We start from the raw sequence: 26115 nt of genomic DNA, 5'->3' as shown, positions 1-26115 counted from the left end.
TCGCTCCGGAGGGACTGGCGCCCGGTGGAGGTATGAGGAAACTCAGCCGATCCCGCAGGCTTTCAGCATCGCGGGGCCCAAATCGCCAAGGCCTACCTCCCGCGCGGCAGCACCCGCTTCGATAGCGGCGCTCGGCGCTTCGGCGACCATCGCGGTAGCGCGGTCCTGCACCAGCGTGTCCTGCCCGGCATCGCGCATCAGCCGGAGGCCGCGGGCGCCGTCGGTGCCCATGCCGGTCAGCACAGCACCCACCGCCGGCACCGCGCCGCGCGCGATCGAGCCGAACAGGAGGTTGGCGGATGGGCGCGCGCCGTCAACCGGATCGCGCTCCATCAGCCGGATGCGCGCCGGCTGGCCGGGTTCGACCACCACGTGGCGGTCGGGATCAGCGGCAATGTGGATCGTGCCCTGCGTCAGGTTGGCGCCGTCCTTGGCCGCGCGCACGTTGCACTTGAGATCGGTGTCGAGCCGCTTGATGAAAGTTTCCACCACCATCGGTTCGGCTTGCAGGCACACCAAGGTCGGCGGGCAGTTGGCGGGGAAGCCGCCGAGGATCGTCGTCAGCGCGTCGATCCCGCCCATCGAGGCACTGAACGCCGCAATATGGCCGTTCCACGCGAAGGGCACGTCAGCGGCGGCCTTCTGCTCGGCGCGGCCCTTGCGATCGTGCACGTTGCTGTTGGCGGCGGCGAGCACGATCTTGCCGAGTTTGCCGACCGTCTTGCTGAACTGCTCCGGCGTCGCCTTGAGCGGCTTGGGAAAGCATTCCACCGCGCCCAGTTCATAGGCCTTCAAGGAGGTTTCGGTGCCCGCCTGCGTGAGGCTGGATAGCATCACCACCGGCAGCGGATTGGTTTCCATGATCTCGGCGAGGAATTCGATCCCGCTCATGCCCGGCATTTCCACGTCGAGCGTGATGACGTTGGGCTTCAGTTCGGCGATCTGTTCGCGCGCGGCTCCGGCATTGGCTGCCACGCCCACCACGCGGACGTTTTTCGCCTCGTCGAGGATGTCGGAAAAGAGCGCGCGCATCGCGGCTGAGTCGTCGACCACGAGGACCCGGGCTTCGTGCATGGGGAGGCTGACCTTCCTGTTGTGCGCCACGTGTGGGCGCTGCTTCAGCGCGTGATAGGCCCTCCCCTCCCTGCAATTTCTCTTCCCGCCGTTAAGTATCTCACCGTAAGCCCCGGGCAAGGCGACATTTGCCGCTTCCCTCGTAAGCCAAGGGTGAAAGCGTGCCCCTGTCTGGGGCCAGCGAGGGAACCCGCCTCTATGCCGACGATCACCCTGCCCCCCCGGTGCGACCGCGCCGCAGCCGAGGCCCTGCTGCCGGAAATGGTGGCGGGGCTCGGTTCGGGCGCGCTCCATATCAATGCGCGTGATTGCACCCAGATCGGGCAGGCCATGCTCCAGCTTCTCGTCAGCGCGCGCCGGACGGGCGATGGCGCGGTGATCGATCCTTCCGATCACTTGCTTGAGACTGCCCGCCAGCTCGGCCTCGAAGCTGAACTCTTCGATGGAGTAGCGGCATGAACGCGGAGGAAATCCAGGCCATCTTCTTCGCCGAGTGCGAGGAATCGCTGACGGCAGCGGAATCCGGCCTCGCCGCCTGCAAGGCGGGCACGCAAGACAGCGATACGGTCAACGCCGTGTTCCGCGCAGTCCATTCGATCAAGGGCGGCGCGGGCGCGTTCGGCTATGTCGCGTTGCAAGCCTTCACGCACATTTTCGAGACTCTGCTATCCGATGTGCGCGAAGGCACCGTGCCTCTCACCGAGCCGCTCGTCGATCTCCTCCTGCGCGCACTCGATAGCCTGAGCGACCACGTCGGCGCCGCGCGCGGGCTTGGTGACGTGCCCGACGATGCGGGCCTGCTGGCCGAACTCACCGCTGCGCAGGCCGCGAATGCAGGCGCGGCACCAGCGCCTGCTCCAGCGCCCGCCGCAGAGCCTGTCGCCAGCACCTCGACTTACGATGACGACGGCGGCGATCCCTTCGACCTCGACGCCATGCTCGATGACATCACCGGTGCGATGGATGCCCCCGCGCCCGCCCCCGCACCATCATGGCTGCTGAAGGTCCGCCCCCACACCGGCGCCATGCGCAACGGCGGCGAACCGCTGCTCCTGCTGCGCGAACTCGCCGCCCTTGGCGCGCGCTGCATCGAATGCGATTGCGGCAGCGTCCCCCCGCTCGATACGCTCGATCCCGGCACCGGCTATCTCGGTTGGGCCTTCGCGCTCGATGCCGACATCAGCGAGGCGAATGCACGCGAAGTCTTCGAATTCGTCGGCGATGACTGCGGCCTCGCCATCGGCAGCGATGCGCCGATGCCGCCTGTCCGCCCGGCACCTGCACCTGCGCCCGTTGCAGCGCCAACCACAGCTGCGCCTGCCGCCGTCGCCGCCACCGCCGCGCAGGCTCCCACCGCTGCACCGCCGGCTCCGCCCGCGCTCGGACAGTCGATCCGCATCGAACTCGGCAAGCTCGACAAGCTGATCGACGCGGTAGGCGAGCTTGTCATCGCGCAGGCGATGATGGCGCAGCGCCTTGCGGGCGACGGCCTTGCGGTGAAGGAAGAGCTGACCATCCTCGAAGGGCTCACCCGCGATATCCAGGAATCGGCGATGTCGATCCGCGCGCAGCCGATCGGTTCCGTGTTCAGCCGCGTTCCGCGCATCCTTCGCGAGCTCACCGTCTCCACCGGCAAGCACGTCCGCCTCGAAGTCTCGGGCGAAAGCACCGAGCTCGACAAGACCGTGATCGAACGACTCGGCGAGCCGCTCACCCACCTCATCCGCAACGCGGTCGATCACGGCATCGAAAGCGCCGAAGCGCGTATCGCCGCCGGCAAGCCAGCGGAAGGCACCCTCACCCTTTCGGCCGAGCACCGTTCGGGCCGCATCCTCATCCGCATTGCCGACGATGGCGCCGGCATCAATCGCGAGCGCGTCTTTGCCAAAGCGGTCGAGAAGGGCCTCATCGCGCCGGATGCCCAGCTTTCGAAGGAAGAGATCGACCACCTGATCTTCGCGCCCGGCTTTTCCACCGCCGCAGCGATCACCAATGTCTCCGGCCGGGGTGTCGGCATGGACGTGGTGCGCCAGAACGTAAAGGAACTCGGCGGGCGCATCACCATCGACAGCGAGCCCGGCAGCGGCACCACGTTCACGCTCACCCTGCCGCTCACCCTCGCCATTTCGGACGGCATGGTCGTCAACGTCGGCGATCAGACCCTCGTCGTGCCGCTCGCCAACGTGGTCGAGAGCCTGCGCCCGACACGGGACGAAGTTCAGGGCCTTGGCGCCTACCGCGCGATGATCAACGTGCGCGGCAAGTTCATCCCGGTTCTCCCGCTCCATGCCGCAGTCGGCGCACAGGGAGCGATAGAACATGCGCATGAAGGCGTGCTGATCGTGGTTGAAACCGAAGGCGCGGGCCGCGCGGCGCTCCTCGTCGATGCGATCTGCGATCAGCGGCAGGTCGTGATCAAGAGCCTCGACACGCACTATCGTTCGGTCGAAGGCGTCTCCGGTGCCACGATCCTTGGCGACGGCATGGTCGCACTGATCGTCGATGTGGACAGTCTCGTCGCGCGCAGCCTGTCCGGCCAGAGCCTCAACTCCTTGCTCGCCGAGGCCGCATGAGCGCGGCGCTCGCCCCTCCCGAGACGCTGCCGAGCATCAGCCCCGGCGTCTACAGCGCGGCGGATTTCGCGGCGGTGAGCGAGATCGCGCACCGCGAGGCAGGGATCGTGCTGGCTGAGGGCAAGGCCATGCTGGTCTATTCGCGCCTTGCACCACTGGTGCGCGATTCGGGCTGTGCCACCTTTGGTTCCTACATCCTGCGCATCAGCGAGGATGCTGCGGAGCGCAATCGCGCCATCATGGCGCTCACCACCAACCACACCTTCTTCTACCGCGAGGCGCACCACTTCGAGCACTTCGCCAGCCAGGTTCGTCCCGGCCTCATCGAGAGCCTCGCACGCGGCGGCAAGGTCCGCCTGTGGTCCGCCGGAAGCTCCAGCGGCGAGGAAACCTGGTCGTTGCTGATGACCCTGCTCGGGCCGGACCGCGGGGCCGGCGAGCGCATCGCGCGGAGCGATGTGCGGCTGCTTGCCAGCGACATCGCCGCTCACGCGCTGCGCAAGGCCGAAGCCGCGCGCTATCGCGCAGAGGACGTGAAGGCCGTGCCCGATGCGCTGTCGCGCATTTGGACCGTGCCCGATGGCGATGAAGTGGAGATCGCGCCACCGATCCGCTCGATGGCGCGATTTCGCACGCTCAACTTGCATGGCCCCTGGCCGATGCAGGGCAAGTTCGATGTGATTTTCTGCCGCAACGTGATGATCTATTTCGACAATCCCACCAAGGAGCGCCTCGTCGCACGCTTTGCCGAGGCGCTTGCGCCCGGCGGCTGGCTTTATGTCGGCCACAGCGAACGCGTGACCGGCCCGGCACTCCAGATGCTCGCGACTGCGGGCCCCACCATCTATCGTCGGAGCGAGACATGAGCCGAGTGAGCAAGCCCATCCGGGTCGTGATCGTAGAGGATTCGCCAACGATGCGGGCGATCCTCCAGGCCCGGTTCGAGCGCGAGGACGATATCATCGTCGTCGGTGCAGCTGCCAATGCGCTGGAAGGCCGGCAGATGATCCGGGAGCTCGATCCCGACGTGGTCACGCTCGATGTCGAGATGCCCGGCATGAACGGGCTCGACTTCCTCGAGAAGATCATGGCGCTGCGCCCCACGCCCGTCATTGTCGTTTCGGGCTCGACCCACGATGGCGCCGAGACCACTGCCCGTGCGCTCGCGATCGGCGCGGTCGGCTGCTATGCCAAGAGTGAAGGAGCGGGCAGTTACTCGTTTGACGATCAAGGCAAACTTGCCGACCTGATCCGCGACGCCTCCAAGGTCCGCTTCGTCACGCGCCCTGCACCGCCGCCGCCCGCGGCCCCGCCCCGCACGTCGACTGCACCGCGCAGCCCGGCACTGATCGAACGGCCACGCCTGATCGCAATCGGCTCCTCAACAGGCGGGGTCGAGGCATTGCAGGTCCTGCTTGGCGGTTTCCCGGTCGATTGCCCGCCCACGGTCGTGGTCCAGCACATTTCGGCGCGCTTTGCCCCCGCCGTCGCGCGCACGCTCGATCAGTCCTGCCCGCCCCGGATCGTGATAGCAGAGCCCGATCTGCCGCTGCTTGACGGCCATATCTACATTGCGCCCGGTGACGACCGGCACTTTACCGTCGGCGGCCGGAGCGGGCACCTGTATCAGCGTTTGCGCCGGGGCGAGCCGGTATGCGGCCACCTTCCCAGCGTCGACATGCTGTTCCACTCCGTCGCCGAAGTGGTTGGCGCGGGAGCGGTCGGCATCCTGCTGACCGGCATGGGCACCGATGGCGCCGAGGGCATGCTGGCGCTCGCCCAGTCCGGCGCCCGCACGATCGCACAGGACGAAGCGACCAGCACGGTGTTCGGCATGCCGCGCGCGGCCATCGCGCTCGGCGCCGCCGGGGTTGTCGCGCCGATCGAAACCATCGCCCGCCACGCCTTCAGCAAGGCGGCTTGATCCGATGTTCGAACGCCGCATTCCCGGAACCATCGAACGCAAGATCGAGCGCGTGACCGTCATGCAGGGTCAGGCGCTCGTCAGCAGCGAAGCGCATATCGAGTTCTCGACCGTGCTCGGCAGCTGCGTCGCCTCGTGCCTCTATGATCCCGAAGCGCGGGTGGGCGGCATGAACCATTTCCTGCTGTCCGAGCCGCCTGCCGCGCTCGCCGCCACGACCGCCGTTGACGAGCATTACGGCGTCTATCTCATGGAATTGCTGGTCAACGAGATACTCGGCTTCGGCGCGCGCAAGTCGCGGCTCAAGGCGCATCTCTACGGCGGGGCCAACGTCAACCGCAACATGATGCGCATCGGCACGGCCAATGCCGAGTTCGCGCAGGCCTTTCTCAGGCGCGAAGGCATCATGGTCATGCGGGAGGATCTGGGCGGCACCAGTGCCCGCCGTGTCGATTTCCGTCCGGCCTCCGGCCAGATCCGTTGCCGCACGGTCGAGGATCGCCTCGCCCCGCCGGTCAATCCCACCGCCCGCCCGGAACGCGCGTCCGGCGATGTCGAACTCTTCTGATTGCAACAAGCGAGCCTGACCATGAACCAGACCACCCGAATCCTGACTGTAGACGACAGCCCCAGCATGCGGGCCCTGCTCAACCACGCGCTTTCGACGCAAGGCTTCGAAGTGGCGCAGGCTGAGGACGGTCTTGCGGCGCTAGATTGGCTAGCGCTCAACGAAGTCGATGTCGTGATCACCGATATCAACATGCCGCGCCTCGATGGCTTCGGCCTGATCGAGCGCCTGCGCGAGGGCACCCGCCACCGCGACCGGCCGATCCTCGTGCTCACCACCGAAAGCTCCGACGAGAAGAAGGCGCGCGCCCGCGAGGCCGGAGCAACCGGCTGGATCGTCAAGCCGTTCGATGCTGCCAAACTCGTCGCCGCCGTGCGCCGCGTCGCCCACTGATCTACTCCTGACCAAGGAACGCCCACGATGATCCGCGAACTCATAACCTTCGAAGTCGAAGGCCAGGTCTTCGGGCTCGACATCATGTCGATCCGCGAGATCCGTGCCTGGACGCCGACCACACGCCTTCCGCGCGTGCCGCACTATGTCGCGGGCGTCGTCAACTTGCGCGGCACCGTGCTGCCGGTTGTCGATCTCGCCGCCCGCCTTGGCTGGCGCGCGACCGAACCGACCCCGCGCCATGCGATCATCGTCACCCAGCTTGGGGCGCAGGTCGGCGGCTGGATCGTCGATTCGGTGAGCGACATCGTCACCGTGCCCGATCAGACGCTGCAGGCTCCGCCCCCGGGTGTCGGAAACGACAGCGTGGTCCCCTTCCTCGAAGGGCTCGCCGCGATCGAGGACAAGATGGTCATGGTGCTCAACCTCTTCGCGCTCAGCGACGGGGCGCAGTTCGCTGCTGCCGCCTGATCACCTGCCCGCCGTACTGTTCAAGGATACCGTGCCGATGGCCCCGATGGCTTCAGTGGCCGCCGCCAACACCGCCTCGCATCGCCAGATCGCACTGGTGCTCGAGGAACTGTCACAGGAAGTCGAGGCTCTCGGCGCCTCGCTCTGCGGTGATATGGACGTGGCCATGCGGCACATGGACAGCTTGCAGGCGATCGACCTTATCGCCCAGAAGCAGCGCAGCCTGGCCAAGCTGCTCGATGCCGATTGTCTGGAAACCGAAGTCGAACGCATCGGCCTCGATATCCTGCGCGAGCGGATGCGGTTGCTGCGATAGGAGGTCCAGCGTCCCATGCCGGGATCCCGCTCAGGCCCTCAGTTGCCATTCGGCCACGATTGTTCACTATGCCCGCCATTCAACGAACGGCGGGAACAATGGCGGTCATCGCAGTTTACAGCGTCAAAGGGGGCGTCGGGAAAACCACCCTCGCAGTAGACATGGCGTGGCGATCGGCGACGCTGTCCGGCCATCCGACCCTGCTGTGGGATCTCGATCCGCAAGGCGGTGCGGGCTGGCTACTCGGCCTGCCCGATCGCAACGAAAGCAGCGCGGCTTCGGTGTTCCGCAAGGACAGCAAGCCCGGCGATCTGATCACCCCCACGCGCTACTCCGGCCTTGCCGTGCTGCAAGCCGATGAAAGCATGCGCAGCCTGCCCGCCACGCTCGCACGGATCGGCAAGCGCAAGCGGCTCGCCCGCACGGCTGCCGCACTGTCAGGCGCCTATGAGCGCATCATCATCGACTGCCCGCCCGCGATCAACGAGATCAGCGAGCAGGTCTTCGCCGCCGCCGATCTCCTGATCGTGCCGCTGCCGCCCTCGCCGCTGTCCGCCCGTGCGCTACCGATGATCCAGGCCGAGATCCTCGCCAACCATCCGCGCCATCCGCCGATCCTGCCGGTGCTCTCGATGTACGATGCCCGCCGCAAACTGCACCGCGACGTGCACGCCGGCTTTGCCGCAGGCTGGCCGGTAATCCCGATGGCGAGCGCCATCGAGCAGACCGCTGCCCGCCGCGCACCCATCGGTACTTTCGCGGCATCCGGCGACGTGAACGGGCGCCTTCAACGCCTGTAGGAAGGTATCGAGGCGAAGCTCGCGATGCAGCAGCAGGCGCTCTAGGCGTTCATGAAGGCTTCGAGCGCCTCGCCTGCTTCGATCCACTTGGCTTCCGCCGCTTCGAGCTGATCGGCCACTTCGCGGCGCTTGCGCCCTAGTTCGGCCACACCCAGGCCGGCGAGGTCTGCCGCCGGCTTGCCCGAGCCCGCCAGCGCCGAATCGATCGCCGCCAGCCGCGCCTCGGCCTTGCCGACCGCCGCTTCGGCCTCGCTCACAGCCTTTTGCAGCGCCTTCATTTCCTCGCGGCTCTTTGCCCCGCCCTTCGGCTTTGCACCGCCCGAGCCGTTCTTGCCCGCATCTGCTTTCGGCTGGTTCCGTCCGAGCACGAAGTCGATGTAGTCCTCGATGCTCCCCGGATAGTCCTTCGCCGTCCCGCCATCGACCAGCACCAGCCGGTCCGCTGTCAGTTCGACCATGTGGCGATCGTGGCTGATCAGGATCACGGCGCCCGCATAATCATTCAGTGCCTGCACCAGCGCCTCGCGCGCATCGACATCGAGGTGGTTGGTCGGCTCGTCGAGGATGAGCATGTGGGGCGCATCGCGCGTCACGAGCGCCAGCGCCAGCCGCGCCCGCTCACCACCCGAAAGCGTTGCCGTCTTCGATTCGGCACGCGGCCCGGAAAATCCGAAGCGCCCCAATTGCGCGCGCACCGCCGCCGGGGTCTTGCCCGGCATGGCCCGCGTCATCAGTTCCAGCGGCGTCGAATCCGATGGGAGTTCCTCCACCTGATACTGCGTGAAGTATCCGATCTTGAGCTTGCCCGTAGCGGTCATCCCGCCCTCGGTCGCCGCCAGTTGCCCCGCCAGCAGCCGCGCCAGCGTGGTCTTGCCGTTGCCGTTGCGGCCCAGCATCGCGATGCGGTCATCGGGATCGATCCGCAGGTTCAGCCGCCGCAGGATCGGCTTGTCCGCACTGTATCCGGTCGCCGCCAGATCGAGCGTAATGAGCGGCGGGCGCAGTTCGTCCGGATCGGGGAAACCGAAGCTCAGCGTCGGGTCTTCCATCATCGCCGTCACGGGCTGCATCTTCGCCAGCATCTTCGCGCGTGATTGCGCCTGCTTGGCAGTGGAGGCACGCGCCGAATTTCGCGCCACATAGTCCGCCAGCTTCTTGCGCTGGGCATCCTGCGCGGCCTTCGCGGCGGCCATCTGCGCCGCGCGCTCGGCCCGCTGCCGCTCGAACGCGTCGTAGCCGCCCGCATAGAGCGCAATCTTGCCGCCCTGCAGGTGCAGGATCGTATCGACCACGTTGTTGAGCAGATCACGCTCGTGGCTGATGATGACCATCGTGCCGGGATAGCTCTGGAGGAAGCTTTCCAGCCACAACGTCGCTTCGAGATCGAGGTGGTTCGAAGGCTCGTCGAGCAGCAGCAGGTCGGGCGCCGAAAACAGCAGCGAGGCCAGCGCCACGCGCATCTTCCAACCGCCTGAAAAGCTGTCGAGCGGCATCGCCTGCATCGCCTCGTCGAAACCGAGGCCGATCAGGATGCGCGCTGCCCGCGCGTCCGCCGTATAGGCATCGATGGCGATCAGCCGGTCATAGACCGCCGCCATCCGGTCCGGATCCTCGCAAGTCTCGGCCTCGGCCATCAGCGCCGCACGCTCGACATCGGCGGCAAGCACGGTTTCAAACGGGGTCGCCGCACCGCTCGGCGCGGACTGCGCAATGTAGCCCAGCCGCATCCGCTTAGGCATGTCGATCGAGCCATCATCGGGCTCGATCTCACCGATGATCGCCTTCATCAGCGTGGACTTGCCCGCACCATTGCGGCCGATCAGGCCCACCTTGGAGCCCGGCTGGATCGTCGCGGAAGCGCGGTCGAGGATGGTGCGCCCGCCCAGCCGCACGGTGAGGCCCTGAATTGTCAACATTCGCGCGCCCCTAGCAGGGTGCCGCCGGTGGCGAAAGGCACGAACAATCCTCCGAAAAATCCGCCGCCTCGCACATGCCCGCACTGGACTTCGCAAGGCCCCCGCGTACATGGAAACGAACCATGTGGCAGATCTACCAATTCCCGCTGTGCCCGTTCAGCCGCAAGGTGCGCCTGCTCCTCGCTGAAAAGGGCGTGCCCTACGAACTCATCCGCGAGAACCCGTGGGAGCATCGCGAAGCGTTCCAGATGCTCAACCATGCCGGGCGCACGCCTGTGCTGCACAATCCTGAAAAGCAGATCACCCTCGCCGATAGCCGCGCGATCTGCGAATACTTCGAGGAAACGGTCGACAAGGCGCCGATGATCAACGGCACCGCCACCGGCCGCGCAGAGATCCGCCGCCTCGTTGCGATGTTCGATGAAAACTTCTTCGCCGCTGTCACCCAGCCCCTGCTGGAAGAGCGCATGAAGAAGCGCCTCGTCTACCGCCAATCGCCCGATAGCCGCGTGCTGCGCGATGCGATGCGCCTTGCCAACGATCACCTCTATTACATCGACTACCTGATCGATAACCGCCCGTGGCTGGCGGGCAGCACGATGAGCCTCGCGGACCTTGCCGCCGCCGCGCAGATCTCGGTCGCGGACTACCTCGGCGGGATCGACTGGTCGCTCCACGAACAGGCGGCGAGCTGGTACTCTGTGTTCAAGAGCCGCCCCAGCTTCCGCCCGCTCCTCACCGAGCGGATGGACGTCATCCAGCCCCCGTCACACTACGCCGACGTGAACGCCTGAGGGCCTAGGCCACGAGAAAGTCCGCGTAGGTGAGCGCAAGCCCCGAGGCCAGAGTGGCGAACTGCACCGCACTGGTCGCCCCGTCGCCGTCGCTGTCGAAGAACAGGGCGCCGGTAGCGCTGTTGTAGATGATGCGATCGGTGGACGCATGCGCCGCGGCGCCAATGTAGAACGCGCTCGCATCGAGCACACCCGCGACGAGCCCTGTGAACACCGAACTCGCCAGCTGGATCGTATCATCGACCACGCTGAAATCGGTGATCGAATCGATGTTGGCAGGTGCCAGCGCGGTCGAGAAAATGAACGTGTCTGCCCCGGTGCCGCCAGTGAGGGTATCGGATCCCAGCCCGCCATCAATTCTGTCATTGCCGCCGAGGCCGGACAGCGTGTTAACCCCGGAATTGCCGGTGAGTACGTTGTTGAGGCCGTTCCCGGTGCCATTGATCGCAGTGCTGCCAGTAAGCGTCAGCGCCTCGACGAAAGTGCCGGTGGGATAGAGCGCGCCGCTCAGGGCATAGGTGACCGAGCTGAAAACGCTATCGAAGCCTTCGCCATTGAGTTCGTTCACCTTGTCGCCGACATTATCGACGATGTAGGTATCGTTGCCCGCACCGCCGATCATCGTATCGACACCGCCCGCGCCATTGAGCGTGTTGGCAGCACTGTTGCCGGTCAGTGTGTTGTCGGACCCGTTACCGGTGCCGTTGATCGCGGCATTGCCGGTCAGCGTCAGCGCCTCGACACTCGTCCCCGTCGGATACATCGCCCCGCTAATAGCATACGTCACCGAACTGAAAATGGTGTCGTAGCCTTCGCCGTTGAGCTCGATCACCTTGTCGCCGACATTGTCGACGATGTAGGTATCGTTCCCCTGTCCGCCGATCATCGTATCGGCACCGCCCGCGCCATTGAGCGTGTTGGCGGCGACGTTGCCAGTCAGGGTATTGGCGAGCCCGTTACCAGTACCGTTGATCGCGGCACCGCCGGTCAGCACCAGGTTTTCGATGTAGGTGCCGGAAGGATAGAGTGCGCCGCTGAGGGAATAGGTCACCGAACTCCTGACCGTGTCCGAACCCTGGCCGTTCAATTCGTTTGCCACGTCATTGACGTTGTCGACGATGTAGGTGTCATCGCCAAACCCGCCGTTCATCGTGTCCGCACCGCCGAGGCCATCGAGCGTGTTGGCGGCATTGTTTCCGGTCAGGGTATTGGCAAGCCCGTTGCCGGTGCCATTGATGGCCGCGGCCCCTGTCAGCACCAAGTTTTCGATGAACGTGCCGGTTGGGTACAATGCGCCGCTCAACGCGTACGTAACCGAACTGCGGACCGTGTCGGTTCCCTGTCCGCCCAGTTCGATCGCCTTGTCGCCAATGTTGTCGACGATGTAGATGTCGTCGCCAAGTCCGCCGGACATCGTGTCCGCGCCGCCAAGGCCATCGAGCGTATTGGCGGCATTGTTACCCGTCAGGGTATTCGCAAGCCCGTTGCCGGTGCCGTTGATGGCCGCGGCCCCGGTCAGCACCAGGTTCTCGATGAACGTACCCGAAGGATAAAGCGCACCACTGAGCGCGTAAGTCACCGAGCTCTTGACCGTGTCCGTGCCCTGGCCGCTCAGTTCGATGGCCTTGTCGCCCGCGCTGTCGACGACGAAGGTATCGTCGCCAAGACCGCCGGTCATCGTATCATCGCCTGCGCCGCCGTCGATCAAATCACCCCCAACGCCGCCGTTGATGGCATTGTTGCCCCCATCGCCGGTGAGCGTGTCCGCCGAAGCTGAACCGATCAGATTTTCAATCGAATTGAGGGTATCGGAACCGGCTCCACCGGTTGCCTGCGCACCGGAAATGGCGAGGCTGACAGTCACGCCACTTGCCGCCCCTTCATAGCTGGCGGTGTCCGATCCGCTTCCGCCGTTCAGCGTATCATCGCCTGCGCCGCCGTTGATCACGTTGTCGGCATCGTTGCCGGTAATGGTGTCATTGCCCGATCCGCCGATCACGTTCTCGATAAGCGACGCATTGCTGCCGCCGAAGGTCATCGCATTGTAGATATTGCCGCGCGCGGAATTCCCGTCACCGAGATCAGCAGCCTGCGCCGCGTCGAACAGCGATGAGCCGCCCGGGGTCAGATCGATCCGCATATTGGTGGAATAGGCCGACAAGTCGTAGGTATCGATGCCGCCGCCGTCCCAGATCGTCGCGAAAATGACATTGGCACCAGGTGCGATCGCGACCTCGCCATTGATCACCGTGTTACCGTTGGAAGGGGTCCAGATGTAGGTCGTGTTGCCGCTGTTGACGGTATAGTCTGCGCCATAGAGCGTCTGCAACGCCGCGATATCCAGCATCATGTAAGTCTGTGGAGCGCCCCAAACGCCGAAATGGATATAGTCGATCGGCGCACCGGCATAGCTGCGGTACGACATCACCGTGAATTCCGAATTGTCGTATTCGAAAGGCACAGCCACGTTCCCCGGACCGCCCGTTTCCTGGCTATGCTTCAGGCCAAGCGAGTGGCCCATCTCATGCAGATAGGTGTACCAGGCATAATTGCCGGCCACTGGCGTCTTGAGTGAAGCGGTCGGGTAGGGATCATAGAAGTTTCCGAAGAACGAATCCCCGCCATAATTCGAATTGGACGGATAGTAGGCATAGGCCGTCCCGGGATCGTTCGAGTTGGCGACGCGAATGGTCGCAGTTCCATTGCCCGCTCCAGCATAGGAAATGTCGAGGTTGGTGAACGAAGCCACCGAGAGTGCAACTGACGCCGCCGACTGCTGGTTGTAGAGCGTCCCGCTCAGTGCCGAATGCAGTGCCTTCATCTGCTGGGAGTTGAACTGCGAGAAGCCCTCGTTCTGGGCGCTGATGCCATTTCCGTCGCCGTCACTGTAGTAGCCGGCCTGATAGTCGGTCGGTGAATCGGTATCGGAATAGGTGATGGCGCCATTCCACTTGGTCCCGGCCAGCATGCCGTCGATCATGGCGTTTCCGGTTGCCGAAACCGAGGCAATGGTGCTGGCGCTGCCGTTTTCCTGCGGAAAGCTCGCGGCCGCCGGGGAATTCGTCGTGGGGCTCTGCAAGACATCGGGCTGCGCCGGATGCAGGGGCGGGAACGCGGGCGGCGCGCCGTCGGTCACGGGCGCGATGACATCGCTGGAAACGGCGGGATTCCCAGCACGCGCAGCGCTGCGGGCAAGAACGTGATCACGCAAAGAAGGCATCAGACGGTCCCCATGAAGATGAATTGAGCAATGGCACGAGCGATGCCCGCTGCTTTTCTTCGGCGACCTAGACTAGGGATTATCACTAAGCTGGAGTTCGGTCGATCCATACTTGACCCGCAGGGAACATTCTTTGTTGCACCAAACCGGAACAGGCAGCTGGGCCGGCACCTCGAGCGCCAGCACCGCCGCATCCCGCGCGCGGCACACTTTCCTACAAGGCGATGATCTGCGACCCTGCGTGCCCGGTTACCCCTCGCCCACGTTGTCATTCCTGCAGAGACCGAGCCACCATGCCTGGAACTGTGGACACACCAAAGCAGCCCCTTGATCGCTTCATTCGATCAAAAGCACCTCACTGATCGAATGCTTTTATTCCTCAGGACTGTGTCAACTGTGTCAACTTGTCAGGAATGCCGACAGGTGCGGCGCCCGCACTGGCCGGGTCTCAGGCTGCCTTGCCGCGCACGCCGAATCGCCCCGCCTTGCGGAAGCGCAGCATCCAGCGGTCGAGGAACAGGCCCAGCGGGCGCGCCTGCACGCCGAGATCGGCAAGGCCGGGGAGAGCACCGCTCACCACGTTGCCCTGGCGCAGCATCGTCCACTGGTCGCGGCTCATCGGTGCTCCCGGGAGCCAGCCGGTCAGCGCCGCGAAAGCCGCCGAGATACCATCGGGCAGCTCGAGGAAACGGGGCGCACGGCCCGCAGCCTTGGCAATCCGGCGATTGAGATCGCCGATGGCAATCACCTCCGGCCCGCCGAGTTCAAAGGTCTTGCCGGCAAAGGCCTCCGGCGCGGCCAGCACATTGGCCACTGCATCGGCCACATCGTCGACAAATACGGGCTGGAAGCGCGAATCGGCCGCGAACACCGGCATGACCGGCGCGCTGGCGATGAGGCCCGCGAAGAGATTGATGAAGGCGTCATCCTCTCCGAACACGACCGAGGGTCGCAGGACGACCGACTCGGGAAACGCGGCGAAGACGGAAGCCTCGCCAGCCGCTTTCGTGCTGGCATAGGCGACGGCGGAACCGGCATCGGCGCCGATCGCCGAAACATGGACGAAAGCCTTGGCACCCTTGGCCCGCGCAATCGCGGCAAGCTGGCCCGCGCCCGAACCCTGCACCGCATCGAGCTTGCCCTTGAACGCGCCCACAAGGTTCACCACCGCGTCGCATCCCGTCAGCGCGACTTCGAGCGTATGCGGCTTGGTCACGTCGACTGCCACCAGCTGCACATGACCCAGTCCGCCAAGCGTCTTCAGCCGATAGCCCCGCTCCGGATGGCGGCTGCACACACGCAGCCGCGCACCGCGCGCCAGCAGCGCCTGCGCCACATGCGTGCCGATGAAGCCGCTACCGCCAACGACTGCGATCAACTGCCCTTCCAGATCGCGAACACCGTCCTTGCTCATGCGTTCCATCCCATTTCCAGTTCGCGCGCCCTTTGCCACACCCGCGCCCTCCGGTTCAATGGGTTACGCCGCCTCAACGGTGCAAATGCAAACCGCGGTTGACAAGGTGGCAGACCGTAGCCTATCGGCCCGCTCCTACCCGGCGAACAGCGCACTTGCTGCTCGCTACCGTGCCCAGATGGCGGAATTGGTAGACGCACCAGCTTCAGGTGCTGGCGCTCGCAAGGGCGTGGAGGTTCGAGTCCTCTTCTGGGCACCAGTCAACCACTTTATCGTGTTGTTTTTACACGATAAAGTGGAGTTCCTGAGAAAGTGATCCCACATTCATTCCCACATTTTGTGTGGGTCGTGGTGATCCTCGTTGGTCCTTGCCGGGACGCCAACTCGCCCTCGCCAATACCATCATCTGCTTTTGGGCTGCGACACAGGACGAATCTTGACAGTGCATCGCACAGGCTGCTGCGAGAATGCAGCGGTCTTCTGGCAAGCGTCAATGGCCTCGCGGTTGTCGCGCCGGATGTCAGCGGCCTGCACCAGTGCATTCCAGGCCTCGGGGCTGTCGCTCTGCATCAGCCGCGCACCTGCATCCCATCGTGTGGATTCTCCAACCATCCGCGCCGCCAAGCGCTCTGGCCAGTGCCAGCCTTCCGGCATCGTTCGGGCTAAGGTGCCGGGAAGGAAAGACCATAGCAGTATTCCGGCGAGCAACGCTCCGCCTGCCACCTGGTAGAGTTGCAGCCGCTGCTCTGCGGCGGTGCGCGCTTGGGCCGTGACGCTCCGCATTTCCTGGGCGGCGTGGTTCAAGTCGCTCCGGGCTTGGCTGATCCTGTCATGGTCGCTGCGCCGTGCTGATTCTGCTGCGGCGGCGATCCGCTGGCCAATGCTGTCAGGTGTCATCTGCATCGCGGGATGGCTCGCCATGCCCTTCAGGCTCTCGCCCATCGCCCCCATCCGCTTGGCCATGTCGGTCAGGGTCCCGCCGTAGTCGGGAATGACAATGTCAGCGCGCTCGGCGGCAAGGTGCTGAACCGCTCGGCGCATCAAGGCCAGCTCACCTTCAAGGCGGGCAAACGCCTCGGCGGCGGGATCGCCTGCCGCATCCGGGACGGGCGCGTCGGGATCGGGTTCCGGCTCGGGCTCAAGGTCTAAGGTCAGTTCCACTTCATCAGCATTGGTATCCATCGCGCTTCTCCTACAGGCCCATGCCGATTGACCGGCTCCGCTCCATCGAGATGGAGGCGGCAAGGTCGCGGGCCAGATCGCGACCGAGTTCTGTCTTGATGCCCAGCTCGCGGGTGCGGCTGCGCAGCAGGGATTCGACCTGCGCATCGCGCTCCAGCCCTTTCGCCATTTCCGTCATGCGGCCCGTGAGCCTCTGCGCGCCCTTGCTGTCGCCATCGCGCTGCATCGCTTGCCGTGCTTGCCCCAGCCGCTGCCAGTCGCTGACAAAGCGGTCGGCGCGCTGCGCGGGATCGACGCGCATTTCAGCCTCGAGCTGCATGGCGCGGATTGCGCCCTGGCTGCGACCATCGGCGGCCTCACGGGCCAGCGAGGGCTGGCGCTGCAAGGCGCTGGCTAGATCCGCTGTGCTATGGGGCCGGATCGCGTCGAGCGCCTTTCCGGCCTTCTCCAGTGCGTCGCGCTGGTGTGGCAAGACGGGCAGTCCCTGCTCGCGCATCTGCCCGATGTCGGCGGCGGCGCGAGCGTAGCGTTCGACCGCCCGGCGCTGATCGGACAGATCAGCCTGATCGGTCGGCAGTGCTTCGAGCTTCTGGGCCTGCGGACGGAAGCCAGCGAAGATCGACTTCGCTCGTTCCGGCAACTGCCGTGCAATCTCGACAATGCGTTCGCGGAAGGTGATGCCGCGCCGTTCGGCAAACTGCTGCTCGGGCTTGTAATCGCTCGCCATGTCCTTGCCGCGCTCGCGGCTGAGGGTGCGGACCAGTTTCGACTGATCGGCGAAGTCGTCGCGCCCATAGTACAGGGCAAGGCCGTCACGGTGGCGAGACATCGCGACATATGCACCGTGGCTGTCCATGCCCGGCGTCGCCAGCACGTGCGCCCGGTCCACGGTCATGCCCTGCGCCTTGTGGATCGTCGCTGCATAGCCGTGATCGATGTGCGCATAATCCTTGGTGTCGAAGGCGACACTGCGACCATCGTCGGTGCGGACCGCCATGCGCTGCGGCGTCACCTGTTCTACAGTACCGAGTGTGCCGTTTTTGACGCCCATGCCCCGCTCGTTGCGCAGGAACATGATGCGGTCGCCGCTGGCGAACTGACGCTCGCCCCGTTCGGCGCGGATGCTCACATCGTTGCCCAGATTGCCACTGGCGCGCAGCTTTCCGCGCGCCGCGTCATTGAGTTCGCGCACTTCGTCGTTGGTGTGGGTGAGGATGATCCGCGTATCGCCAGAGCTGGCCTGCCGGTCACGATCCCAGCGCTCGATCAGCTCGCCGCGTGCCGCTTCCCGCGTGTCGGCAGCATGAACCATGCCCCGTTCGCCATAGGCCTGAATGGCAAGGCCAGTGCGCCCGGTGGCAAGGTGCCGGGTGGCGTCCTGCTGCCAGCCTTCGTGCTGTCGGCGAACCTCGCAGATTTCGACGCCGCCGTGGCGTTCGTGGATCGCGCGGAAGGCGGCTCCGGCTTCGATGGCCTGGAGCTGCTGCGGGTCGCCGACCAGGACAACTTTCGCGCCTGCATCGGCGGCATGGGAGAGGACGCGCTCCATCTGGCGCGTACCGACCATGCCTGCCTCGTCGATGACCAGAACATCGCGCGAGGTGAGCATTTCGCGGCCCTGGCCCCACTGATGTTCAAGGCTGGCGATGGTGCGTGAGGCGATGCCCGAACCGTGCTCCAAGCCCTCGGCGGCAATGCCGGACAGGGCGGCACCGCGAACGGTGTAGCCCGCGCTCTCCCATGCCTCGCGCGCAACGCCCAGCATCGCGCTCTTGCCGGTCCCGGCATAGCCGACGACAACATTGAGGCCGCGCTCATCTGTCACATACTCGAACGCCGCGCGCTGCTCGCCGGATAGCACCAGCCCGCGCTCCGCCGCGCGCGCCAGCGCTCCTTCCCGGCCACGATCTTCGACCTGATGCTGCTCGCGTTCGGCCAGCAATTCCGATGCGCGGCCAAGCCTCTGTTCGGTCTCGATCATCTGGCGCGATGTGAACCGACCTTCGCCGTGTCCGTCCTTGCCCAGTGCGATCAGGTCGGACGATCCGCGAACCGCGTTCATCACCAAATCGAACTGCTCTTTCCCGTCGCTGTGCCGGTGCACGAACATGGCAAGGTCGCGGTTGGTGAAGGTGGCCTGGCTGTGCGTGATCGCATCAAGCGCGACAGCGGGATTGGCGATGATCCGCATCCCGTTGCGCTGTGCGACAGCGCGGTGTTCCTCGATCCGCTCTGCCTCCAGCCCGCGCACGCCCATGCGCGATGCGGCGGGGCCGATCTTGTCCTGCGGCTCCAGCGCAATGCCCTGCGCCTCCAGGCTGCGGTGATCGATCCGCGCATCGATATCGAGTTCGGCAAGGCGCTGGTTGACGTGATCGGCCCAGCGCTCGCGCCATTGCTCGACCAGTTCGGCCTTGTTCCACTCGCGAACCTTCGCGCCGAACCCGTCCTCCCCGACTTCGCGCATGGTCAGCATGACGTGGGCGTGGGGCTTGGGCTGACCGTCCGCACCAATATCCCAATGGACATTGAGGTCGGCGATCATGCCCTTATCGACGAACTCGGCCTCGGCAAATTCGCGCGCCAGCTCGATGCCCTGTTCCTTGGTTAGCTCGCGCGGAATGGCGAATTCGACCTCGCGGGCAAGCTGCGCGTCCTTGCGCTTCTCGGCAGCCTCGACCGCATTCCAGAGCTTTTCGCGGTCGGCAAATTCCTCCGGCGCGCCTTCCGGCAGCAGCACTTCGGAATGGATGACGCCGTCCTTGTTGGTGAAGTCATGGTCGCGGTCGAGGCGTTCGTCGTGCAGCCGCTCGGCTCCGCGATAGGCCGCTGCCGCCACGGCGCTGCGCCCGCTCGACCGGCTGATGACTTTGACGGAGAGGTGGAAGATCGCCATGACGGCAATCCATCTACTCGCATAAAGCGACGTCGGCACGACGTATAAGCGCGCCCTCCCATGATAAAATCCTGCTCGGGACTATTCAGTATCAGGCCGTCTCGACGACTCTACAGCATTGGGAGAGCATCGATATTATCATCAGCGCATCACCTCTCAATGGAGAACTTCGATGCGCAAACCACGAGACTTTGATTCGGAACTCAAGGCGCTTGCCGACAAGGCGAAGCAACTGAAGGAACGCCGCGTGCAGCAGCTCGGCGAACTGGTGATCGCCACCGGGGCAGATACGACCGATGCGGAAACCCTGGCCGGTGCGCTGCTCGTCATCGCGGAAACCAGCGAAGCCCAGAGGAAGGAGGCGTGGCGCAAGCGCGGCGCTGCCTTCTTTCAGAACAAGGCGCGCAAGCGTGGAGACGGAACTGAGGGCCAGCCGGATGGCGCTCTCCCGCTTGACGGCGGCGCGGCATCGGCTTGAGGCAGCGAAGGCACGAACCGACATGCGCGAATGGCAGGTCAAACGCCGCGATCGCACGCGGCAACTGATCGAACTGGGCGGCCTGGTCGTGAAGGCCGGTCTGGTCGAACTGGCCGACGATGACCGTGCTACACTTTACGGCGCGTTCCTCACCGTCGCGGCCAAGTTGAAGGGCGAAGAACGGGAGCAAGCGCTGGTGCTGTGGAAGCGCAAAGGCAAGCGGGCGTTTGAGATGGTAAGCGATCCCAATCTATAGCGCGTGGGTCGGAATGGCGCCTGGAAGGCTATCTTCAGTCGTCTCTGTGCCATCCCGCCTGCCCGTCGCAGAATTCGCATCCACTGTGATAACTGAATTCAAGATCGCCACCGCCGATCTGCATTTCGTTGCACCACCCACACAATGCGATTTCTTCCTCGAAGCTAAGGCACTCTGTGCAGACGTAGCTCTCGCCGTGTTGGACGACAGAACCCAGCGAGCAGCAAAATGCGCAGTTCATCTGCACAAAATCCTCGTGGGCGACGTACTCGGTACTCAGCGCATCCGTCAGTTCCTCTTGCGAAACCACATGGCCGCAGTCTTCGCATTGTCGGTGGCTGCCATGGTCAGCATCAATGGTAATGTCGTGGCCGCATCCAGACGGACAGGGCATCTGGAGATAGCCGCCCGTAAGGCCGCACACGCGGCATGAAAGACTGTGCAGCAAGTCTGAAACATCATCCACCTCCGCAGCCGCAAATCCACATCCGGCACAGTCGTGGAAAGCAACGCCATTTGCTGCGTCAGTGTCGATCTTCGGCTTCAATTGTTCAAATTTCACCGCTAGAAACTGCCTGTTGCGCTTCATTGCCCAGGCAATGCGGGTGATATCATCATCCATTTCGGCAAACTGGTCAGACCATAGCCTGAGCAGGCGTTCCAAATGAAACCAGCACAGGCACTGCTCCCGTGCAATTCCTTCCAAGAGTTCGGCGGAAGCCTCATTCGCGCCCGCCTCATGAAAGAAATGAACCATGCGGTTGCGATGCGTGGCCAGGCGATTGAATTGTGTAACCGCATCGGCCGGAATGGACTGACCCGCGATTTTCGACAGACGGCGGATCGCCTCCGCCGGGCTGACCGTCCTGCAATCGCCCGATAGAAATCGTTCCACATCTGCATCCGATGTCTTTTCGACCACCAGTGCCCAATGCTCATGCATCAGCCGTGCTTTCAGGATCAACTCGACTGCCGTCGCGAAATGGATGACCGAATATTTCGGGTGCTTTTCGATTTCATCAACCGCGCGCTTCAGGAAGTCCATCGCACTTTCGGCAATGCTGACCGTTGCCAGGGCAATGCGCTCCTTGGTCATAACAATAAATCACTCCGCCAAGGAACGAATCGCATCGAGATGATGCTTGTCAGACAATTGAACCTAAAAACGTTGGCTGCACGACTCTTGTTCACGGTAGCAGCGCCCTTTCAAGCGCATCGGCCAGTTCACGCCGCTTTCCGGAAGGTAGCCTGTCCAGATTGCGCTGCTTCCAAAGGACAGCTGGCAGGTGCCGAGCATCCGGTATCCCGAGAAGTTCCCAGTCCGGCTCGCCGCGCTTGAAGCCGACAAGGAAATGCCGATGCGCTTCGGGCATTTCGGTGACCATCGTGGCGATGATTGCCTCACGCGCGGCTTCGAGATCGGCAAGAGCAACCGGTTCATGCGTCATGCCGACGAAGCCACGCGCGAATTCCTCTGCCAGTGGCTTTCGGGTCGGTGCCAGGACTTCGGCCATCGGGCGATTGTGGCTGATGAGATAGACAAGGAATGCGCGCCGCAGTTCGTCGCTGATGCCTTCGCGTGCCAACAGGTCACGTACATCGAAGAGATCGCGCGGATGCTGGCGGTCGAGCGCTGCCACGATCTTGCCTGCATACAGGTCGGCGAACGACACAACCTGCATTTCAGCAAAGCCGAACTCGTCCTCTACGGTCGGCACCACAGATGTCACCACGGGATCGTACACCGTGCCGCGCAGCACTGGCGTTATCTCGATCTTGATCTGCACGTCCCCGGCACGGACGATCAGCTTCGTGACGATTTTCTCATCCGCCGAACGGGAAGGATTGACCTTCGCGCCGGGGATTCCAGACTCGATCTGCTCCGCGATCCGCAGCATGGCTGCGTCGATTGCGGCAAGCGATGTGGTGCGATCCTCGACGGGCAGATAGGTCAGGTCAATGTCCACCGACAGGCGCGGCATATCGCGCACAAACAGGTTTATGGCCGTGCCGCCCTTGAGTGCAAATGCTTCCTCCTTCGCCACAAAAGGAATGGTGCGAATGAGAAGTGCGACCTGTTGCCGGTAGGTGTCGAGAAAGGCCATGACGTCACTGGCCTCCCAGATCGGACGGCACGGTTATATGGTAAGTGGGGTCGAGCCTGCCGCCTTTGGCGAGGACGCGCTTGCCCGATCCGAGATCAACGCGGGACACGTCGAGCCGGGATCGCCAAGCATGGCGGTGCCGATCGGCAAAGAACAGGAAAAGCCGCTTCACCTTCACGCTGGCGCAGGCTTCCAATAAGGTTTGCAGGCGGCGTGGGCTCAGGTCGCTCAACCCTTCCATCAGGGCATCAACCTGGTGGAAGCTTTCACGCTCGGGCAGTTCATCCAGTAATTCCAACACCGCGCGTTCCTTGCTCGAATATCGTATCGGCAAGTGCATCCCTGCTGCGCTGAACATTACGGGACTGGGCTCTGGCGGTGCGTCGGCATCGCCCGGGAACAGGCGCAGGCTGTTGTGCCAGTGGAATTTCACGTCAAGTGGAAGATCAGTTATCCATGTCGGGGTCCGCTTCGGCCCGTAGAGGTGGATTTCCTGCACCTTCGCCGAAAGGTAGTGCGCATAGCCCAGTTGCTCAAGCGCCGTGCGTCCGCCAACGGCCAACGGTAAATCCAGCAATGCCTGGAGGGATATGACGACCTGCTGCCATGTCAGTGGCGTACGCGAACGGCGATAGACGCGCCGCGCCGGGCTATCGAGCCACCCGGCACGGACATACTGGCTGCGCAGTGCCGATGAATAGCCGTGAGCCTCTAGCCATCCGGCATCGGCCAAGAGGCCCTCCGGGAGTTCCTGTTGGAGACGGTTTAATTTACTGTCAGATCGCGTAGCCATGCTTAGCGTTTTGCCACACTTTCAAACCAATGTCGAGTTTATAGAATCGGCATTATGCAAAGCCTGACTTAGTGAAATGTCGATATGATAAACCGCGCGACCCGCTCTCGCAGGGAAAACGTCAATCGGACGCATCGTAGTGAATGGCATCGACAAGCGCTGCCCGGCAGTCCCAAGCCTCAGCATCCGGGCCTTCTGGCCGAGGAGCATTATACCACTTAGCCAACTTTATCGGCTCGATCACCCGCTCCCAGTAGTTCTCCAGGCTCAAGGTTGACGGAGCAAAATGGAGCGCTTCGGCCAAGCTGGCCCTGTTCCCGTTGTTCACGCAAACGAACACATCGGGCCGCTTCATTGCGAGCAATCTTGTGGCTGTCGGCGTGCGCCCCGTCCTAGCTGAATCTGCGAAGGCAGATTCAAACAACGCGCAAAACCGGTTGAAATCGCGCTCTCTGACAGGGCCTCGGCTCGGGATGCAGTCAATTGCCTTGGCAACCCGACCATCCTTGTTTGCAATGAGTTTCGTGAAAGAGCCGGAGCCCTGCATCGAGCCAAACCAGCCGATTTGATACTTCTCCAGCCCGGAGTCCGCGACGGCATCCGGATGGACGATACCTGCGACCGCCTTCCATTCCGGCACGGTCAGATCGTCGAACGACTGCGCCCTGGCAAAGAGTGTTTGCAGATAACGCAAGAACCTCATGCGTGTTTCGAAATGATGGTTGGGGTCCTTCCGCGCCTCGTGGATAAAGGCGGCCCAGTCCATTTTCAGAAGGTCGGAGTCGATCCGTTGGAAGTCAGCCTTGTCGCTCGGCAGGATTGGAGATGGGGCGCGGGGACGACTAGCTGCGATCTCGGCCTGCCGCCGGTAAGCGTCAGCCAGTTGTTTCGTGACCGGCTGACGATGTGGCGCGTAGGATTCCATCGTGGCGAGCAACTCAGCGACTGCTGGCTCACTGGTGTCGCAGCTCAGATGCAAGCATGCCTCGACGTTGTTGCCCAGCCCGCCGGAAGTGAAATTGGCACTACCGACGATGGCTTCTGCACTCTGCCCGGACACAAACAGGTAGATTTTCGGGTGGAAACAGGCACCGCTCTTTTTGAACACAAAGGCGTTCGGTACTTTGCGAAGCGAGTCCACGAAATCTGGATCGGTAGCGCAAAAATCCAAGCCGACCGTCACCGACCTGAATTTATGCTTGTTTTCGATCAATTTGTCCGCGACCGGGCCCGCATGAGCCCAGGCCACTGCCATGTAAATCTGGTCGTGTTTCGCAATGAGCCGCGGCAACGCCTTCCGGAGCGCCTTCGCGTCAAGAACTGAGACCTTCACGAACCCCTCCTTATGGCAATGGCGGCAGGCCCAATTCCTTCAGGAAGGCGTTGTGCTGCTCCCTCGCTACAGCAATTTCGCCCTCAAGCGCCGTCAGCTTCTCGTGAACCGCGCCTAAGTCGATCTCCTCGTCCGCCGTCGCCGTGCTGATGTAGCGGGAGATGTTGAGATTGAAGTCGTTGCTCTCGATCTCTTCCATCGAGACGCAGCGAGAATACCGCGGCTCTTCAGTCCGGTGCTGATAGGTCGAGACAATCTTGCCGATGTGGTCCGGCTTGCCGTCCTTCCCGTCGCCAAGGTAGTTCTGCCGCTTGCCCTTCTCGAAATGCTCCGCCGCATTGATGAACAGCACGTCATCGGGCTTCTTGCACTTCTTCAGCACCAGGATGCACACCGGGATGCCGGTGGAGTAGAACAGGTTCGCGGGCAAACCGATCACGGTATCGATATGCCCGTCCTTGAGCAGCTTCTTGCGGATTTCCGCTTCCTTGCCGCCACGGAAAAGTACGCCGTGCGGAAGGATGATGGCCATCACCCCATCGTCCTTGAGGTAATGGAAGCCATGCAGCAGAAACGCGAAGTCGGCGGCGGACTTTGGCGCAAGACCGTAGTTCTTGAACCGCACGTCCTCGCCCAGCGCTTCACTGGGGTCCCAGCGATAGCTGAAAGGGGGGTTGGCAACCACGGCATCGAAACGAGGCATCTTGGCCGGATTCGTTTCGCGCAGGATGTCCCAGTCGTTGGTCAGCGTGTCGCCATGGAAAATCTCGAACTCGGTATCCTTTACCCCGTGCAGCAGCATGTTCATGCGCGCCAGGTTGTAGGTGGTGATGTTCTTTTCCTGTCCGAAAATCTTGCCGATCCCGTGCGCGCCCATGCGGTGGCGCACATTGAGCAAGAGCGAGCCGGACCCGCAGGCGAAATCCATCAGGCTGTCCATGTGGGCGCGCTGGCCGCTCTTCGGCTCCTGCCCGTCAAGTGACACGATCTGCGAAAGGATATCTGACACGAACTGCGGGGTGTAAAACTCTCCGGCCTTCTTTCCGGACCCGGCGGCAAACTGGCCAATCAGATATTCATAAGCATCGCCCAGCGTATCGCTGTCGGTTGAAAACTCCTTCAGCCCCTTGGCGATCTCGGTGATGATCTTGCACAAGGCAGCATTACGCTCAGCATAGACCTTGCCCAGCTTGTCCGATGCCAGATTGATCTCCGAGAACAGGCCCCGGAACGTGCTGGCGAAGGATTCTGTCTCGATATACTCCAGCCCTTTCTGGAGCGTGTCGAGCAGTTCCACGTCCTGCTTGCGCGCAAGTTCCGCGATGCTGGTCCACAGATATTCGGGGCGGATGACGTAATGCACCTTGCGGCGCATCTGCTTTTCAAAGGCCTCGGTGTCCTCGGGATTTTCTGCGTACCAAAGCGACAACGGCGCGCGCTTGTCTTCAAGCTTCAGCTTAGGGTAGTCCGATCCGAGTTCCTTGGCGGCGGCGATCTCGTAGTTGTCCGAAAGGTAACGCAGGAACAGGAATGCCAGCATGTAATCGCGGAAATCGTCCGCGTTCATTGCCCCGCGCAACGTGTCGGCGATGGCCCACAGGGTCTTACC

General features: G+C 63.4%; 23 protein-coding genes and 1 tRNA gene. 13 read left to right on the top strand and 11 right to left on the bottom strand.

Annotated features, from left to right (window positions below; translation table 11 throughout):
• Positions 1–42: 42 nt before the first annotated feature.
• Positions 43–1104, bottom strand: coding sequence for a chemotaxis protein CheB (locus NSE01_RS18035; protein WP_371863228.1), 1062 nt, complete (start codon positions 1102–1104; stop codon positions 43–45).
• 168 nt (positions 1105–1272) lie between these two features.
• Between NSE01_RS18035 and NSE01_RS18030 the strand changes: the two genes are divergently transcribed.
• The 9 genes from NSE01_RS18030 to NSE01_RS17990 all read left to right on the top strand — a co-directional run bounded on the left by NSE01_RS18030 (position 1273) and on the right by NSE01_RS17990 (position 8119).
• Positions 1273–1533: a chemotaxis protein CheX gene (locus NSE01_RS18030; RefSeq protein ID WP_147161058.1), complete on the top strand. Its 261-nt coding sequence runs from the start codon at positions 1273–1275 to the stop codon at positions 1531–1533.
• Positions 1530–3647 carry a chemotaxis protein CheA gene (locus tag NSE01_RS18025; protein ID WP_147161057.1) on the top strand — a complete coding sequence of 706 codons (2118 nt, stop codon included), beginning with the start codon at positions 1530–1532 and terminating at the stop codon, positions 3645–3647. The genes NSE01_RS18030 and NSE01_RS18025 overlap by 4 nt, the downstream gene beginning before the upstream one ends.
• Positions 3644–4513 carry a CheR family methyltransferase gene (locus tag NSE01_RS18020; protein WP_147161056.1) on the top strand — a complete coding sequence of 290 codons (870 nt, stop codon included), beginning with the start codon at positions 3644–3646 and terminating at the stop codon, positions 4511–4513. The genes NSE01_RS18025 and NSE01_RS18020 overlap by 4 nt, the downstream gene beginning before the upstream one ends.
• Positions 4510–5571, top strand: a complete 1062-nt coding sequence (cheB, locus tag NSE01_RS18015) for a chemotaxis-specific protein-glutamate methyltransferase CheB (RefSeq protein ID WP_147161055.1) — start codon at positions 4510–4512, stop codon at positions 5569–5571. The genes NSE01_RS18020 and cheB overlap by 4 nt, the downstream gene beginning before the upstream one ends.
• 4 nt (positions 5572–5575) lie before the next feature.
• On the top strand, positions 5576–6139 hold the full coding sequence (locus NSE01_RS18010; protein WP_147161054.1) for a chemotaxis protein CheD: 564 nt from the start codon (positions 5576–5578) through the stop codon (positions 6137–6139).
• 21 nt (positions 6140–6160) lie between these two features.
• Positions 6161–6532, top strand: coding sequence for a response regulator (locus tag NSE01_RS18005; RefSeq protein WP_147161053.1), 372 nt, complete (start codon positions 6161–6163; stop codon positions 6530–6532).
• Positions 6533–6559: 27 nt separating this feature from the next.
• Complete coding sequence (locus NSE01_RS18000; RefSeq protein WP_147161052.1) at positions 6560–7003, top strand: chemotaxis protein CheW; 444 nt, start codon at positions 6560–6562, stop codon at positions 7001–7003.
• A gap of 37 nt (positions 7004–7040) precedes the next feature.
• Complete coding sequence (locus NSE01_RS17995; protein ID WP_246135280.1) at positions 7041–7319, top strand: hypothetical protein; 279 nt, start codon at positions 7041–7043, stop codon at positions 7317–7319.
• A 98-nt stretch (positions 7320–7417) separates the two neighbouring features.
• Complete coding sequence (locus tag NSE01_RS17990; protein WP_147161051.1) at positions 7418–8119, top strand: ParA family protein; 702 nt, start codon at positions 7418–7420, stop codon at positions 8117–8119.
• Positions 8120–8160: 41 nt separating this feature from the next.
• On the opposite strand, the gene NSE01_RS17985 is transcribed toward NSE01_RS17990, so the two are convergent.
• Positions 8161–10035, bottom strand: a complete 1875-nt coding sequence (locus NSE01_RS17985) for an ABC-F family ATP-binding cassette domain-containing protein (protein WP_147161050.1) — start codon at positions 10033–10035, stop codon at positions 8161–8163.
• 122 nt (positions 10036–10157) lie between these two features.
• Here NSE01_RS17985 and NSE01_RS17980 point away from each other — a divergent pair, with 122 nt between their 5' ends.
• Complete coding sequence (locus NSE01_RS17980; RefSeq protein WP_147161049.1) at positions 10158–10829, top strand: glutathione S-transferase family protein; 672 nt, start codon at positions 10158–10160, stop codon at positions 10827–10829.
• Positions 10830–10833: 4 nt separating this feature from the next.
• Here the strand turns inward: NSE01_RS17980 and NSE01_RS17975 are convergent, their stop codons facing one another.
• Both NSE01_RS17975 and NSE01_RS17970 read right to left on the bottom strand, forming a co-directional pair.
• A complete protein-coding gene (locus NSE01_RS17975) occupies positions 10834–14049 on the bottom strand; it encodes a M10 family metallopeptidase C-terminal domain-containing protein (RefSeq protein ID WP_147161048.1) in 3216 nt (1071 codons plus the stop codon).
• A gap of 448 nt (positions 14050–14497) precedes the next feature.
• Positions 14498–15463, bottom strand: coding sequence for a complex I NDUFA9 subunit family protein (locus NSE01_RS17970; RefSeq protein WP_147161047.1), 966 nt, complete (start codon positions 15461–15463; stop codon positions 14498–14500).
• A gap of 172 nt (positions 15464–15635) precedes the next feature.
• On the opposite strand from NSE01_RS17970, the gene NSE01_RS17965 reads away from it, so the two are divergent.
• Positions 15636–15722 (top strand) — tRNA-Leu (locus NSE01_RS17965).
• Positions 15723–15865: 143 nt separating this feature from the next.
• Here the strand turns inward: NSE01_RS17965 and NSE01_RS17960 are convergent.
• The gene (locus NSE01_RS17960; RefSeq protein ID WP_147161046.1) at positions 15866–16645 is read right to left on the bottom strand and encodes a DUF6118 family protein; all 780 of its coding nucleotides are present in this window, start codon (positions 16643–16645) and stop codon (positions 15866–15868) included.
• Between the two features lie 10 nt (positions 16646–16655).
• Positions 16656–19541: a Ti-type conjugative transfer relaxase TraA gene (gene traA / locus NSE01_RS17955; RefSeq protein ID WP_147161045.1), complete on the bottom strand. Its 2886-nt coding sequence runs from the start codon at positions 19539–19541 to the stop codon at positions 16656–16658.
• A gap of 172 nt (positions 19542–19713) precedes the next feature.
• On the opposite strand from traA, the gene NSE01_RS17950 reads away from it, so the two are divergent.
• Both NSE01_RS17950 and NSE01_RS17945 read left to right on the top strand, forming a co-directional pair.
• The gene (locus NSE01_RS17950; protein WP_147161044.1) at positions 19714–20019 is read left to right on the top strand and encodes a conjugal transfer protein TraD; all 306 of its coding nucleotides are present in this window, start codon (positions 19714–19716) and stop codon (positions 20017–20019) included.
• A gap of 22 nt (positions 20020–20041) precedes the next feature.
• Positions 20042–20275, top strand: coding sequence for a conjugal transfer protein TraD (locus tag NSE01_RS17945; RefSeq protein WP_147161043.1), 234 nt, complete (start codon positions 20042–20044; stop codon positions 20273–20275).
• A 34-nt stretch (positions 20276–20309) separates the two neighbouring features.
• Here NSE01_RS17945 and NSE01_RS17940 read toward each other — a convergent pair whose 3' ends face one another.
• The 5 genes from NSE01_RS17940 to NSE01_RS17920 form a co-directional block, all read right to left on the bottom strand.
• On the bottom strand, positions 20310–21371 hold the full coding sequence (locus NSE01_RS17940) for a hypothetical protein (RefSeq protein ID WP_147161042.1): 1062 nt from the start codon (positions 21369–21371) through the stop codon (positions 20310–20312).
• A gap of 91 nt (positions 21372–21462) precedes the next feature.
• Positions 21463–22380, bottom strand: a complete 918-nt coding sequence (locus NSE01_RS17935) for a nucleotidyl transferase AbiEii/AbiGii toxin family protein (RefSeq protein ID WP_147161040.1) — start codon at positions 22378–22380, stop codon at positions 21463–21465.
• 4 nt (positions 22381–22384) lie between these two features.
• Positions 22385–23173 (bottom strand): type IV toxin-antitoxin system AbiEi family antitoxin, encoded by a 789-nt coding sequence (locus NSE01_RS17930; RefSeq protein ID WP_147161038.1) that lies wholly within the window; start codon positions 23171–23173, stop codon positions 22385–22387.
• 121 nt (positions 23174–23294) lie between these two features.
• Positions 23295–24506: a phospholipase D family protein gene (locus NSE01_RS17925; protein WP_147161036.1), complete on the bottom strand. Its 1212-nt coding sequence runs from the start codon at positions 24504–24506 to the stop codon at positions 23295–23297.
• A gap of 10 nt (positions 24507–24516) precedes the next feature.
• Positions 24517–26115, bottom strand: a 1599-nt coding sequence (locus NSE01_RS17920) for a type I restriction-modification system subunit M (RefSeq protein ID WP_147161034.1), incomplete at its 5' end; no start/stop codon positions are given.

Source organism: Novosphingobium sediminis, from assembly GCF_007991615.1.
Lineage (GTDB): Bacteria > Pseudomonadota > Alphaproteobacteria > Sphingomonadales > Sphingomonadaceae > Novosphingobium > Novosphingobium sediminis.
This window is presented reverse-complemented; position numbering and strand designations above follow the sequence as displayed.

Coding starts and splice junctions, on each gene's coding strand:
- NSE01_RS18030 (WP_147161058.1), top strand. CDS start 1,273: ATGCCGACGATCACCCTGCCCCCCCGGTGCGACCGCGCCGCAGCCGAG.
- NSE01_RS18025 (WP_147161057.1), top strand. CDS start 1,530: ATGAACGCGGAGGAAATCCAGGCCATCTTCTTCGCCGAGTGCGAGGAA.
- NSE01_RS18020 (WP_147161056.1), top strand. CDS start 3,644: ATGAGCGCGGCGCTCGCCCCTCCCGAGACGCTGCCGAGCATCAGCCCC.
- cheB (WP_147161055.1), top strand. CDS start 4,510: ATGAGCCGAGTGAGCAAGCCCATCCGGGTCGTGATCGTAGAGGATTCG.
- NSE01_RS18010 (WP_147161054.1), top strand. CDS start 5,576: ATGTTCGAACGCCGCATTCCCGGAACCATCGAACGCAAGATCGAGCGC.
- NSE01_RS18005 (WP_147161053.1), top strand. CDS start 6,161: ATGAACCAGACCACCCGAATCCTGACTGTAGACGACAGCCCCAGCATG.
- NSE01_RS18000 (WP_147161052.1), top strand. CDS start 6,560: ATGATCCGCGAACTCATAACCTTCGAAGTCGAAGGCCAGGTCTTCGGG.
- NSE01_RS17995 (WP_246135280.1), top strand. CDS start 7,041: ATGGCCCCGATGGCTTCAGTGGCCGCCGCCAACACCGCCTCGCATCGC.
- NSE01_RS17990 (WP_147161051.1), top strand. CDS start 7,418: ATGGCGGTCATCGCAGTTTACAGCGTCAAAGGGGGCGTCGGGAAAACC.
- NSE01_RS17985 (WP_147161050.1), bottom strand. CDS start 10,035: ATGTTGACAATTCAGGGCCTCACCGTGCGGCTGGGCGGGCGCACCATC.
- NSE01_RS17980 (WP_147161049.1), top strand. CDS start 10,158: ATGTGGCAGATCTACCAATTCCCGCTGTGCCCGTTCAGCCGCAAGGTG.
- NSE01_RS17975 (WP_147161048.1), bottom strand. CDS start 14,049: ATGCCTTCTTTGCGTGATCACGTTCTTGCCCGCAGCGCTGCGCGTGCT.
- NSE01_RS17970 (WP_147161047.1), bottom strand. CDS start 15,463: ATGAGCAAGGACGGTGTTCGCGATCTGGAAGGGCAGTTGATCGCAGTC.
- NSE01_RS17960 (WP_147161046.1), bottom strand. CDS start 16,645: ATGGATACCAATGCTGATGAAGTGGAACTGACCTTAGACCTTGAGCCC.
- traA (WP_147161045.1), bottom strand. CDS start 19,541: ATGGCGATCTTCCACCTCTCCGTCAAAGTCATCAGCCGGTCGAGCGGG.
- NSE01_RS17950 (WP_147161044.1), top strand. CDS start 19,714: ATGCGCAAACCACGAGACTTTGATTCGGAACTCAAGGCGCTTGCCGAC.
- NSE01_RS17945 (WP_147161043.1), top strand. CDS start 20,042: ATGCGCGAATGGCAGGTCAAACGCCGCGATCGCACGCGGCAACTGATC.
- NSE01_RS17940 (WP_147161042.1), bottom strand. CDS start 21,371: ATGACCAAGGAGCGCATTGCCCTGGCAACGGTCAGCATTGCCGAAAGT.
- NSE01_RS17935 (WP_147161040.1), bottom strand. CDS start 22,380: ATGGCCTTTCTCGACACCTACCGGCAACAGGTCGCACTTCTCATTCGC.
- NSE01_RS17930 (WP_147161038.1), bottom strand. CDS start 23,173: ATGGCTACGCGATCTGACAGTAAATTAAACCGTCTCCAACAGGAACTC.